Source organism: Gynuella sp., from assembly GCF_050297175.1.
Taxonomy (GTDB): domain Bacteria; phylum Pseudomonadota; class Gammaproteobacteria; order Pseudomonadales; family Natronospirillaceae; genus Gynuella.
In genome coordinates, this window is record NZ_JBNKSF010000043.1 from 144,393 (window position 1) to 157,459 (window position 13,067).

A 13,067-nucleotide genomic window follows, 5' to 3' on the forward strand; every position below is an offset into this window, starting at 1 on the left:
TCAAAAGCGCCAAATAGCTCGATATTATTTGATGTCGCTTTTACTTAGCAGTTGTTCGGAATAACCGAACAACTGCATTTTCGGCCAATTCATCTTCTGCATAATTAATAACACTCGCTCACACCATTGCCTCTTCGTACACTTTTTCAACCTCGGTAAACTTAGTGACGCTCTCTAGGCGCGTTAAGGTTGTGAGTTTCATCGAGTTTTTCATTGGACGATGCGGCACGTTGGTCACTGGCGTTTGCAGTGACAGTGGTTTGCCTAACTCAAATAAATAATACAAATCAGCAGAACCTGACTTCTTACCCGCTTATTCTTCGGTAATGCGTAGCGTGGTAACACTGTGACTCGTTTAACTGGCCAGAGCTTGTCAATTTGCTTGGTTGAACTTTGGGTGTCAGAAGTAGACGCCAACGCTAAATAGCGAATTTCCTCGGCAATATGCTGCTTAAATTTCTGCAAAAACGTACTTTGCGGCAGGTGATACCACTGCGCTGTACCTTGCTCAAATTTTTCAAAGTAGCCATTATCACGGCCGCGTTGCCCACCCAATGCTACTGTCATCGTCAAATCAGGGTACAGCACTTGGCGCATGCCATAATAAGGTATGCGTGCAGCGTCTTGTACGTAGAGCCTTTCCGCCATGCCAGCCACGGGATACATGGTTTCATTGTTTTGCCCTGTTTGTGTATTCGGTGCTGTACCAATTTGGGCTTGCAAGAACTCTAGCAACCACTGGTGACCGGAATAACTGCTCTTAGTCTGAGTAGGATCAGTTTGACTAAGTTCGTTTTGGCTAGGTAACAGGGCAAACGCGCCAATACCCACTTCTTCTATCGCGGCTGCGTAGGGGTTGGGTTTTGCGGCTTGATCAAAAAAGCCTGGGTATAAAGCAAACGCACCAAAAACTGGGCGGCTTTTTTGGGCAGGTTGGCCAGCGTTTCCACTTGATGGTGATTTAGAATCGTGAGGTTCTGATAAACGAATTAAAGCATCCCGATAACGGTGCATTTGGTTGATAGCATCGTCTGGTACGTAATCCGTACTTTCAATATCTTCATTACTGTCATCAAAGCGGTTTTTCTCGGTTTTAATACGGTACTTGGCATCAAACAGCCAAACAAACTGCTTTTCTTCTGATGAGTCTGGTTTTGTTAAATGGGCGCTTTTAGGCAGTGTCACTTCCAACACAATATCCGGCTCTTGTTTAACCAAGTACGAACGTATTAATTGGCCCTTTTTGGTAAATTTCGGCTCGTGTGCCAGCCTAGCAGTCACGCCATCACTGCGTTTAAAACGAAAAGCACCGGCAAACCCATCTTTTAGTTGGTACTCAAGAAAGTCATTTTGGGCGAGCTTCGTTGCACTGTTTTTCACAAATTCAAAGCCGAGATCCTGCTCTAAAATCTGTTTCAAACACAAAAAGCACCACACTTCGTAAATCTCAGCCACTGATTTCATTGAAATGCTCGACTGATTGCCAAACACATCTAAATAAAATTTCAGCTCCTGCCAAATACGATACACCGCGCTGTAACCGGTTTTTTGCTGTAGCACTAACGACTCGCGGTTTAACCCTGTGTATGCACCCACCTCTTTTAAAAAACTCTGACCTAACACTTTTTGCAGCGGTTGTTGCCAACTATGTAGCTCATTTAAAAATGAATCCGACAACCATTGCCGTTCTGGTGCTTGGTTACTTTGCCTAAGCTTTTGTTCAAACTCCGCTAATTGCCGCTTGCTTTTACTGACCGCCATTTTGATAAAACGGTTTTCTGGGGTATCCACACTCAGTCGCTTTTTTTCAACCGCATAGCGCTTATCGTACTGGCCATTCGCAAAGTCTTGCTTGACTTGCTCCGCTAACTTATGAGGCAGGCGGCCTTTTAATTTGGCCGCTTTGATATTGGCTACCGTCGGTTGCAAACGGCTATGCGGAGCGGCACAAATCACTTTTAAGCCTTGCTCAAAGCGCTCCCTTAACGCGGCAAAATTAGCCAACCACATGAGTGGAAAATGCCCGCGTTGCTGGCTAGTCGCTGCGTCTTGCTCGGTTTTCTCGACCAAGCTAAAGCGCCAAAGTGGGTAAACTTTGTCGATGGCTGAAGTCATGATGATAGTTAACCCACTGCCAACTTCGCGGCTTGTTGCCACATAAAGTGGGGCATAGGCTCTTTTAACTGCCAAGTAATGTTCATTGGTTGTGCCTCTGTATGCGATACATAGTCAACTTCACCATAATTCACAAAACCCATAGTGCGGCCGTATTCATCTTTGCTTTGCTCACGCACAAATAAAAAAAGACGCTTACCCATTTTTTGATGCTGGATGTATTCCAAACCACGGCCTCGATCAGGCCTGGCACTATTTTGCGACTGCCAGTGAAAGAGGTGTTCGTTTATTGCGTAATCGTGGTACATAGTGGTGGGCGAAAATTGCTTTTCATTTTTGTCCAAGGTGACAAACATCAGTTCAATATTTTGATCTTTCAGCACAAACACACCTTCGCGTGCTGGCGGTTGGCGCTCAAACGTGGTCGCTCCAAATGCCACCAATATTTGCTCACGCGCATAACGTGCATGCAGCCTTAATGACACCTCAGGCAAAGCATGGATTGTCGGTTGCTCATGCTTGGTTTGTGCAAGTTGCCAATTAACAACATCCAGTAACTCTGCTTTTAACTCGCAAGCATTCAGTTTCGCTAAGCTTTGATCAATGGAACCGAATCCACATTCAGGCCCCGTTTTCTGCCAAAAATCGTAATGACACATTAAAGCATAACGATGACCAGCATCTTCAACAGCGAAGTTAGTTTGGCAAAGCTGTTTTAAGAAACTTAAATAGGCATGATCATCACAGGTCAAAATTCGATTATGAATGGCCTTTCTAAGCATTTTCGGCAGATCTTCATCAGCTGAATTTTCGTTGATTTCATCCTTAGCTTGCTGAACCAACTGCGACCAACTCCCTCGCTTATAAAGCTCATTCAAGTCGATATGCGGATTTAAGATTAAGAAGTTCGACAATGTTAACGGCAGTGTGGAATGCTGAGGATATTGGCGGATCATCGCGACTAAGCGCTTCAACGTTAATGAGGCTTGACGAATATTGCTGAGCACCATTTCTTGCGTGCGCTTACTCAGCTCAATGCGACAACCCAGTGGAGCGTGAGGGAACCCTTGCTTTATTTCTTCGCTGATCGCGCGATGACTTTTACCGACTAAGGCTCTAAATTTATTTGCAAAGTCATATTCAGGACGTGAATTGCCAACAAAATCCAGTACAGTGCAACACTCTTTACCGTCAGCTAAGCGTAAACCACGGCCAAGCTGTTGCAAGAAAATAGTTAAGCTTTCTGTCGGCCTTAAAAACAGCAAGGTATCCACTTCCGGAATATCAACACCTTCGTTGAAAATATCAACCACACAAAGCACGTTAATACTGCCAGAGCGAATGGCCTGCTGCTTTTGTTGCCGCTCATTACTGTTGTCGCTGGTCAGTACATCCGCTTTAACCCCCTTAAGTAAAAGTTGCTGCGCCATGTACTGGGCGTGCTCTTTACTCACGCAGAAGGCCAAAGCTTTCATTTTGCTAATATCGGTGATGATCTCCTGCAGACTCAGCAAAATCTTATTGAAACGAACTTGGTTGTGGGTGTAAAGCTGGGTCAGCTGAGCGATATCGTATCGCCCACGACTCCACGGGATAGTTCGAAGGTCAGTATCATCATCAATACCAAAATACTGAAATGGGCAAAGATGGCGACGGTTAATGGCTTCCGGTAAACGAATTTCAGCGGCAATCACACCACCAAAATCCGCTAAAATATCCCCACCATCATGGCGCTCTGGTGTGGCGGTAAGGCCGAGTAAAATAGCAGGGGAAAAATGCGCCAGCAGTGCGCGATAGCTAGTCGCAGCAATATGATGCACCTCATCAATCACAATGTAGTCATAATAGTCAGCCGTTAGGTTAAGCTGTTCCAGCTGATTGTTCAGGGTTTGAATGGAAACAAACAACTGCCGATAATGCTCTGGCGTATGCCCGCCCACCCACAACTCACCAAAAGCACTATTACGCAATACGCCTCGATACGCCGCTCTGGCTTGTTTTAATATTTCTTCTCGGTGAGCGACAAATAAAAAATTTGCTTGCGGCTTAGCTTTGATAAAACGAGCAAAATCAAAGGCTGAAATAAGGGTTTTTCCGGTACCCGTTGCCGCAACCACTAAATTTCGAAAGCGCTGATGCACACTGCGTTCAACAGCCAATTGTTCCAAAATGTCACTTTGATGCGGAAAAGGCGAGATATCAAAGAAATGGGTAGGGCTGGCTTCATAATCACCACGCTGCTGACTCAAGGCTCTTTTGAGTTTCTCGCTACTATTCGTGTCCCCGCTAAAAAGTTCGAATTCGTTGGATGCCCAATAGGTTTCAAAGGTGCTCAATGTTTTATTGATAATGTGTGGGATTTCTTGCGAGGTGATTTTTAAATTCCACTCTAAACCATTGGTTAACGCTGAATGGGAAAGATTGGACGATCCGATATAACCAGTATCGTAGCCCGTCTTGCGCACAAATAGGTAGCTCTTTGCATGTAAACGTTCACGCTCAGTGTTGTAACTCAGCTTCACCTCGGTATTCGGTAGGCTAGCCAAATATTCCACCGCTTTGGCATCCGTAGCTCCCATGTATGAAGTGGTAATGATTTTTAGCTCGCGACCGCTAGAAGTAAATTCCTCTAACTCTTTGCGAAAAATCCGTATCCCTGCCCACTTAATAAATGACACTAACCAGTAAATTTTATCCGCTGACAAAATTTCTCGCTTCAATTCAGATTCAAACGACAATCCCGCATTACTGCCACAAAACAGCTCGCTTTGGCTTAGACCTGTTAAGGGGAAAATATCGTTTATGTAATTTTTTAAATCGGCTGAGACAGGATTTTCAAGATCATAGAGCGCAGTCAGAATTTTACCTTGACTAGCAAGTAAATTATCTTCGATAAAATCGCCATCTTGTACTTGTGTTTTTAGCCACAGTAACAATTGATTGGATAAAGCAATTTGCTGTTGCAGACGATCATCACTTGAGGGGACAGACTCAATCGCATACTCAAGAATGTGTGATAAGAAACGGGATAGCCAGACGGATGCTTCACTGCTATTGAGCTCACGTTCGCCAACATAGAATCGCTCTCGGTCAATCCGACTGGCAATCAGCTTTGTTATTAACTGCTCATAAATTCCAACTTGCTGCATGATATTCCTTTTATTCTAATGGCTGAATCAATAACAACATCGATTGATATTGAAGTTTTACCGCCAATCCATTTTGTGATTTCGTCATTTCAACCAAGTTGTACTTGCCCAATGTTTTCAACGTTCTCGATACATTACTGACCGCTCGGCCTGTAAGCGTGGCCAGCTCAGTGACCGATTGCGGCTGTTGCTCGGCGATTACTTTTAACAGCTGCTGGTTTTCTTTCGACAGCACATTGGCAACAGATTTAAGTGAGTCGAACCAGATATCAACAGGGTAATCGGGGGCAGGTATTTGCCCTTTAATCCCAATCACGCAACGCGATTGTTTTGCGTTTTTCATTGCTTTACTCGCATTTATTTACTCACATAGCCTACTCGAATCGCTTGCTCACACTCTCGACTCTTTATTAAGCCAGCGCCAGCGAATTCGTAAAACAGCGTTTGAAAAATCAAAAAACTGTACGCTTATACATAAGCTCCGCATCTTATCAACTACTGATAATATCACAAGATTATTTTCCACCATTCAGTGCAATGGCAATCGCCAATCAAAGTAAGTACACAACCAGTACACTAGCGGTCTTGTCAGCTTTAGACTTTTAAACTAGCCAAGCCTTTAGGTTGACAGGCGGTGCACTGCAAGGCGACAAGCCCACGCAGGGGTCATTACCTTTTTAGTCATCCAAAATGCTGCCTTTTACACAATACATGCGTGGGCGGGTGTTGTCGGGCAGGCTGACTTTGCGCTGTGGGCGGTTACCATCGGGGATTAGGTAGCCTGCGGCCATCAGCGCTTTGGCGGCGCGATCTGGGCTTAGGCCTTCGGTGGCTTCACGCCAGCCAGTTGGGTAAAACAGGTAGAGAGTTTGTGGGCCGCTGGTGTCTATCCAGCCTGCTCGTTGACGTACTTGGCTGCTGTAACCCGTTTGTTTAGGCGTAAAGCGGCTTTCGCCATGCTGTTCAATAAAACTGCGCACCTGACGAACGGCTTGTTGGTCTTCATTGGCGGCCACACCGCCGCGGGCAAGTATCCATTGATTAAGCTGGCTTAAACAGGCAGCTTCGACACTTTGGGCAGGCCAATCGAGCACCTTGGCTTGAATCGCTAACAACCCTGCGCTGGACAGTAAGGCAAACTTTTCGGCGACCCGGCGCACTTGGCGCACTTGGCCGTCTGCACCGGTTGGTAAGCCAGCTAAAAAACATTAGCGTACGTTTTGGAAAACCGGGCGAACCTGCGTGCTGTGCTGCGTTAAAAATTTTAACCAATCCAAGGCCGGGCTGCCATAATGTTGGCGACTTTGCTGTTTTAGGTGATCGGCTAAATCGGCGGCGTTCATACCATGGCTATGGGTAAACACGCCCATTTGCGCTCCGGCATCGGCACTGAGATCAATCACGCGCACTTGCTGGCCCGCTTTTACGCGTTTACCGACACTGGCCAGATGGCTTTCAAGCGTCACTTCACCAGTGGATAAAAACACCAAGCGCCAACGGGCGGGTAAACGCATTTCACCGTATTTACCTGCGCGGGTTTTACCTTGGCCATTGGCAAGCATATAAGCCACATCGCCTGCCTCTTTGGGGTCAACTTCGCCCATTTCGTCGAGCGCCGGCAAGGCATCGTTATGCGCTAACGCTGTGCCTTCCAAACCATTGGCCGTGGCCCGCCAACTATGGCGTAGCTGATTAGGCTCGCCCCACACCGATAATGCCGGATACAGCGCTGCAGTTTTACCGGTACTGCTGGCACCGTAGAGGTGTAAACCAAAACCATCAACCCCGCACAAGTGCAACAACAAAGGGACTGCCGTCGCTCTTGTGCATCCATGCACTCGCGACATACCGTTCGTCCTGAACATAAGTGCAGCGCAAACACCAGCAATTAATAGCGGGTTATCCAGACAATAACGGCCAACGTGCTGCCGCCAACTATCGCTACTACCTTGTTGGATAAAGCCTCCTATCGGGTGCATGGTTTGCAGCACCATGCGCGGGTTGTTGCTGTGTTTGCTTGGGTAAAAGGTGAGGCGTGGATGTACATAAGCGTTGTGATGCCAGCCAATGCAGTTCACGCTGATGGCTTTTGTGTAGCCAGTTCGCCCATTTGTTGAATAAACAGCGAGAGCAACTGCCGCGCTTTGACACTGTTGCTTAGCCGCATGCCTCGGCTGAGTAGTATCCGGCGGTACTCGCTGCCATCTCCGGCCAATAGTTCTGCGGGCATGGCCCAATAGCGATGGCGATTGTCATCGTCTAACCAGTGTAATAAATAGCCGTAGTTGTCCCCTTGCGGATTGCGGGTATGGGCAGCCACTTGCAGCCAAGAGCAGATTTTAACGGGGCTATCTTGCCCTGCTGGTTGCATCACCAGCCAGTTTTGCGCGTTATAGGCAAAACCAGCCGGTAATGTTGGCGCGTTGTTACCCATCTCACTGGCAGGTAACGAGGTTGATGCTGATGGTTTATCCACGGCCATAAGCAGCACCGATACGGCGAGTTTCAATCCACTGGTCGATATCGCTTTCTAACCAGCCTACGGCACGCGCGCCAATACGAATAGATCGCGGAAATTCTCCGTTGGCCATCAGGGCATAAATGGTGCTGCGGCCAAAGCCTGTTTTGGCCTTGACCTCGGGCAAGCGCAAAATCCGCTGCTGATGTGGTGGGTGATTGGGTAGTTGGGTTCATCGTTTCTGTTTTTTTCCAAAATAAGCCTCACTGATCTGGTAAGTTCAGATAGGAGTTTGCCCCACAAGTATTAAAGAGTTAAACGGACGCAGTAGGCAGATAAATGCCCAGATCATGCAGCTTTCTGAGGGTATAGGTAGCTACTTGCCCCAGTTTGTAGATAGTGCCCCAAGTAATAAATGCCTTGAGGGCAGGGTTAATGAGTGGCTAAATGGCGTGAATTAAGGCTTTGCCCAAACTGCCCCAGTTGCCCAAGGGATGGCGTATTACTTTAAAACTTCCTACCCAAAACCCAGTTTTGTGAGTCGTATTGATTGAGTCTTGATATGTCGAGTGTATCGACATACAAGAAAGTCATGTCGAAAAAACAGTAAAAAATCGACATACAAAATTGATATGTCGATCTAATCGACATAAACTGACCCAATAGTTCATTTATGTCGATATAAACTGGAAATTTAAACATGACCTGGCAAGCAGAGCAGCCTTACAACCAATTACCCACATTGCCGCCAAATCTAAATTCCATAGAAACGAAGGCCGTTCTGAAAGCCTGTATTTCTGCACGCGCCGCTGTAGCAGAATTAAAAAAGGCAGGGGAACTCATACCTAACCAAAGCATGCTAATTAACTTATTGCCTTTGCTGGAAGCAAAAGACAGTTCAGAAATTGAAAATATTGTCACCACTACCGATAAGCTTTTTCAGTATGCGCTAGAAGATAAAGGCGCTGATCATGCAACAAAGGAAGCTTTACGCTACAGAACAGCGTTATATCAAGGTTATATACAACTTGAAAGAAAGCCGCTTTGCACAGCGACTGCCATTGAAGTATGTAGTACGTTAAAGCATTCCGAAATGGATATTCGTAAAGTACCGGGGACTTTTATAGGCAACCAGACGACTGGAAAAATTATCTATACCCCGCCTGCGGGAGAGAACGTTATCCGCGACTTGTTAACTAACTGGGAGCGATTTCTTCATGATGACGATGATATAGATCCATTAATAAAGATGGCTGTTAGCCATTATCAATTTGAAGCTATACACCCATTTTATGATGGGAATGGTCGAACAGGACGTATTTTAAATGTTTTGTACCTTATTGAATGCGGTCTTTTAACGCTACCTATTTTGTACTTAAGCCGTTTCATCGTTCATAACAAACAAGACTATTATCGCCTATTGAACCAAGTGACCAAAGATCAGAATTGGGAAGATTGGCTGTTATTTATGCTAAAAGGTGTCGAGCAAACTGCCATATGGACTAGTGATAAAATCACAGCGATTAGGGCACTTATGGAAAGTACAACCGATTACATAAAAACACAGCTACCTAAAATATATAGCTATGAGCTTGTTCAGCTTATTTTTGAACAACCCTACTGCCGTATCAATAATCTAGTTGAACGTGGCATTGCAAAACGCCAAACTGCTTCAACGTATTTAAAGCAGTTAGCGAATATTGGTGTGCTGCAAGAAATAAATTCCGGTAAGGAAAAATTATTTGTACACCCGCGATTGATGACGTTAATGACAAAAGATAGTAATAGTATCAATGCATTTTGAGCGTAAAAAATGGCAAAGCTATATTGACAGAAATCGTGCTCGATAAAGCCTTTCAAAACTGCTATTTTTAAGTACTAACAGCAGCATAAAAACGGCACTGTTTTTCCATTGCTAACCATTAAGAATTAGTAAAAGCCATAGGCAAGTGGTGGGCAAACAGGCATTTTTGAACGGTTCCTTTTCGGTAAGCCATTGAGTTTGTTAGGGTCTTCGCCGCTACTCAATGAGCAGATCCAGAATATCGAATAGATTCTTAGGTAGAAAGTTACCTGGCCAAGAATGTCTAAGCAGCCCTGTCTTTCCTGGTGAATAGCCTTGTAAATACAGGGCTTTTTTATTTTTCCGTCCAAATCGGTTTTGCAGATGTCCGTTGAAATATTTCCGTTAAGTGGTGAGCCGTTATTTCACCCCCTCTCCGTTACTTCAGCCACAATGAAGTAGATATGGGAAAACTAACGGCAAAACAGGTGATTGCATACAGCAAAGCCGAACCGAAAAATACTCAGACAGCGATAGGCCATACTTTTGTGGGCATAAACAAGAGCGACTGTCTCAGCTAAAGCGAACCAATCCTGGCTGTCATTATCAAACCTCACTATGGACTTCTCAGTGGCAAGCGCCTCACAAATATCCACAACGAATTGTTCGAGTTGATCGGCGCTACTGTCGTTGGGGTAACCGCTGCTGGTCGCTCAGTGGCTCTCTAACCTCCTTTAGTGCTTCAACCACTTTAATAATCTGTTTACGCATAAGGCTACTCGGCCTTTTTTACAGCGGTGCGTTTTGGCTTAGGTTGCTTTTTAAAGGTTATGTAGCCGAAAACTTTGTGCAGCAGGAACTCACCGCCATTGGCATTGACCCCAGCTACTCCTGGCATGATGTCCACGCTGAAATCGAATTCATCATTACAACCGATGGGGGCAATATTGTCCCTATAGAGGTAAAAAGCGGTAAACGCACACGGGCTAAATCGTTGGCACCCTACATAGAAAAGTGCGCGCCGGACAAAACGTTTAAGTTAACCGGCACACAAGGCTCTTCCACATCAGAGCACAGCAATATTGTGATGCCTTTGTATTACACTCAGTATCTGCTTCTGAGGTAGTAGCGTACTTTCATCAAAATCGTGCAAGAGGACCTCATTGTGGCTGGATATCAAACTGAAATGTTTGCGTGAACAATGGCTGTAGCTGTGCTTTTCGCGCGATAGCCTCGCCATGGTCGTAACGTTTTGGATCAACAATGATAAATCCCCAGAATTCTAAAAAGTGATTTACAAAACGCGATTCAATCAAAATGTCCAACCTGTTTTCTGGCGGGTAGTGATTGTCAGGCGCAACTTGCTGCAACAAATCCGGAAAGGCCCTTTCAACCTCATCGACTAACTGATCCACACTGGCATGGCTTTGTAAGCGCCACACCATAAACAAGCAAATGGGTCTTAAATCGACATCCTGTTCATAGCCGTCTAAGTAACTCCAGTTATACTTGGTAACGGCAGCTTCCAGCATTGGCTTGAAGAATGCCCGAATACCTTGGCTTTGATAGTGTTTTTGAGCGGTTTTTTTAACATGGTAACGACCGCTGCGACGATAAATGATTCCAGCGATTTCGGCTAAAATGCGCGTATAGTGCAGCGCATTGAATTTATCTTCGTTGCTTCCGGCAAACTCACTGAGGCTGATATCTCTTTCATATGTGGCAATCGCAAATTCCGGCAATAACTCGCTGGCTTGTTTGACCAGTTTTGCCGGCAGGTTACCTTTGCTGGTTGCTTTAAATGATCCATCGTTTTGCATGGCTTCATCGAGGATGAGCGTTAAATAACGCATGACCGGACTGGACGAAAAATCCTCTGGCGTACATATGGTGACCCAATTTAACTCATCCATCGGCTTATAAAGCCAATTGAACATTTGGGTGGGCGATAAACCGCAAAAATCTGGGTTAGGGCGATTGTTACGCTCTTCCACTTTAAGTTGCATAACCGCATTCAACTCATCAAGCGTCAAATTGGGGTTCATGGCAACCATCTGCTTAACGTCATCAAATACTTCAGCATGTTGTTTTGACACGCTGTTTATACAACAACGTTTGTACTTTTTGCCGCTACCACACGGGCAAGGATCATTTCGACCGGGTTTCATAGTTAAACCCTCTTTTCTGATTGCTACCTTCGCCTCTCCGACTCAACGGCGTCGGTACAACATTCAATGACCATCTTATAGTTCATTTCTGAGTACTTCATTAAGTGCTGACTGGTGCAATATACCGACCAAAACCTGATACAACAGAAACAATGAAGCTACATAATAGGAAGGATCTAAAGGAAAAGGGCAACCTGAACAGCTGATCACCATCACCAGAGAAAGTGATCAGCATTTGCCCGGATGGGGAAATCCGTTAAAAAGACCGCAAAGAACGCAAAAACAGACCCAGACCACCCACGGTTAAAACCAGTATCACGATCAGATCAAATGCGCTCATGGGACGTATGCGAAAATGAATAGAGGCGATGACACCGAAGATCATAGCTGCAATTGAGCCAATCGCCAGCAACCAACCAAGCAGGTTTCTGCTGCTGAAAAATATCATCCCCACGCCAAACATAAACGGTATCAGGATCATGCCACTGGTGACCGAAAGCCCACCAAAATAACCAACCCGGTATAACGATGTGCCAAACCCGAAGCTGGAGGTCACGGATATGGCGTTGAGCAACATATATCCACCACCACACAGCATGATCAGACCGATAAAGAACTGTCCTATTCCACCTGAAGTACCACCTGCACCCTTCATAATCTCGTTTCCTTGAATGTGTATTGATTGAATCAACGACCTCTTACCGGCCGGCGGGCTGAGTATGGTCAAAAAAAGTCGATGCATCAACCGCACGAGTGCCTGGCTGAAACGACCATCACAGATTTTCAGGCCAGATCGAAACCGGAAATACACCATTGAGCAGCTACTCACCCGAAAGTCTGTCTTCCTGCCTGTCTGAGCACCTCACTCCATTCCCCCACCAGGCTTGCCTCCCCATGGTATTACCGCTAGCATTGCCGGCAATGAAGCAGGTGCCCTTACAAGGGTTAAACGGGAAGTATGGTGGACTATTACCGTCATCCATCGCTGCCCCCGCATCGGTAAAAAAGAGTAGTTTGCAGACGCCACTGGATAATTCCGGGAAGGCGCAAACGATGGCCATTGCCCTCTTTCAGCCCGAATACCGGCCTGTTTTTTAACCAATATGATCAGGTACGGTGGGTGCCAGAGGTAATCAAGTATATGTCTACGCTCAGTCTTTCCCAGCGGCAGGTGTTGCAGCCGGCCAAACTCTCACTGCCACAGTTAATCACCCCCCTGGCAGCCGGTTTTCTGGCGGTAATGACCGTTGGTTTTATGCCATTGAAACAGGTCCATAACGCCCGTCACAACAGCCGACACACATTCGCATTTCCCAGCCACTGATCCCAACATCGGTGGTGTACTCATTCACTCTTTTTATCCCGGCACGAGCATGGCCGGTAGCAGGTGTCAT

Annotated in this window: 12 protein-coding genes, 1 pseudogene and 1 riboswitch; of the genes and pseudogenes, 3 read left to right on the forward strand and 10 right to left on the reverse strand. The window is 45.9% G+C overall.

The genetic code is table 11. The features are described 5' to 3' along the window. Nucleotides 1-264 precede the first annotated feature (264 nt). The 7 genes from ACQY6I_RS18660 to ACQY6I_RS18690 form a co-directional block, all read right to left on the reverse strand. The gene (locus ACQY6I_RS18660) at nucleotides 265-2,190 is read right to left on the reverse strand and encodes a DUF2357 domain-containing protein (RefSeq protein WP_428243020.1); all 1,926 of its coding nucleotides are present in this window, start codon (nucleotides 2,188-2,190) and stop codon (nucleotides 265-267) included. Continuing rightward, on the reverse strand, nucleotides 2,124-5,264 hold the full coding sequence (locus ACQY6I_RS18665) for a DUF3427 domain-containing protein (RefSeq protein ID WP_428243021.1): 3,141 nt from the start codon (nucleotides 5,262-5,264) through the stop codon (nucleotides 2,124-2,126). Before ACQY6I_RS18665 ends, ACQY6I_RS18660 begins: the two co-directional genes overlap by 67 nt. A gap of 10 nt (nucleotides 5,265-5,274) precedes the next feature. Continuing rightward, nucleotides 5,275-5,607, reverse strand: a complete 333-nt coding sequence (locus ACQY6I_RS18670; RefSeq protein ID WP_428243022.1) for a MarR family transcriptional regulator — start codon at nucleotides 5,605-5,607, stop codon at nucleotides 5,275-5,277. Between the two features lie 334 nt (nucleotides 5,608-5,941). Beyond that, entirely contained in the window at nucleotides 5,942-6,433 is a 492-nt protein-coding gene (locus ACQY6I_RS18675) for a hypothetical protein (protein WP_428243023.1), read from the reverse strand. Between the two features lie 39 nt (nucleotides 6,434-6,472). Continuing rightward, nucleotides 6,473-7,342: a DUF927 domain-containing protein gene (locus ACQY6I_RS18680; RefSeq protein WP_428243024.1), complete on the reverse strand. Its 870-nt coding sequence runs from the start codon at nucleotides 7,340-7,342 to the stop codon at nucleotides 6,473-6,475. After that, complete coding sequence (locus ACQY6I_RS18685; protein ID WP_428243025.1) at nucleotides 7,339-7,746, reverse strand: DUF927 domain-containing protein; 408 nt, start codon at nucleotides 7,744-7,746, stop codon at nucleotides 7,339-7,341. The genes ACQY6I_RS18680 and ACQY6I_RS18685 overlap by 4 nt, the downstream gene beginning before the upstream one ends. Further along, on the reverse strand, nucleotides 7,733-7,909 hold the full coding sequence (locus ACQY6I_RS18690; RefSeq protein ID WP_428243026.1) for a helix-turn-helix transcriptional regulator: 177 nt from the start codon (nucleotides 7,907-7,909) through the stop codon (nucleotides 7,733-7,735). Before ACQY6I_RS18690 ends, ACQY6I_RS18685 begins: the two co-directional genes overlap by 14 nt. Before the next feature lie 513 nt (nucleotides 7,910-8,422). Between ACQY6I_RS18690 and fic the strand changes: the two genes are divergently transcribed. Both fic and ACQY6I_RS18700 read left to right on the forward strand, forming a co-directional pair. Beyond that, on the forward strand, nucleotides 8,423-9,526 hold the full coding sequence (gene fic, locus ACQY6I_RS18695; RefSeq protein ID WP_428243027.1) for a protein adenylyltransferase Fic: 1,104 nt from the start codon (nucleotides 8,423-8,425) through the stop codon (nucleotides 9,524-9,526). A gap of 736 nt (nucleotides 9,527-10,262) precedes the next feature. Next, nucleotides 10,263-10,631 (forward strand): DUF4143 domain-containing protein, encoded by a 369-nt coding sequence (locus tag ACQY6I_RS18700; protein WP_428243065.1) that lies wholly within the window; start codon nucleotides 10,263-10,265, stop codon nucleotides 10,629-10,631. Between the two features lie 34 nt (nucleotides 10,632-10,665). On the opposite strand, the gene ACQY6I_RS18705 is transcribed toward ACQY6I_RS18700, so the two are convergent. The 3 genes and pseudogenes from ACQY6I_RS18705 to ACQY6I_RS18715 form a co-directional block, all read right to left on the reverse strand. Beyond that, a complete protein-coding gene (locus tag ACQY6I_RS18705) occupies nucleotides 10,666-11,601 on the reverse strand; it encodes a hypothetical protein (protein WP_428243067.1) in 936 nt (311 codons plus the stop codon). Between the two features lie 9 nt (nucleotides 11,602-11,610). Beyond that, nucleotides 11,611-11,673 (reverse strand): annotated as a pseudogene (locus tag ACQY6I_RS18710) (SEC-C metal-binding domain-containing protein); the annotation flags it as partial. 256 nt (nucleotides 11,674-11,929) lie between these two features. Beyond that, the gene (locus tag ACQY6I_RS18715) at nucleotides 11,930-12,328 is read right to left on the reverse strand and encodes a hypothetical protein (RefSeq protein ID WP_428243028.1); all 399 of its coding nucleotides are present in this window, start codon (nucleotides 12,326-12,328) and stop codon (nucleotides 11,930-11,932) included. A 256-nt stretch (nucleotides 12,329-12,584) separates the two neighbouring features. Then, a riboswitch (cobalamin riboswitch) is annotated at nucleotides 12,585-12,778 on the forward strand. Nucleotides 12,779-12,814: 36 nt separating this feature from the next. On the opposite strand from ACQY6I_RS18715, the gene ACQY6I_RS18720 reads away from it, so the two are divergent. Continuing rightward, nucleotides 12,815-12,997 (forward strand): CbtB domain-containing protein, encoded by a 183-nt coding sequence (locus ACQY6I_RS18720; protein ID WP_428243029.1) that lies wholly within the window; start codon nucleotides 12,815-12,817, stop codon nucleotides 12,995-12,997. The last annotated feature ends 70 nt before the right edge of the window (nucleotides 12,998-13,067 follow it).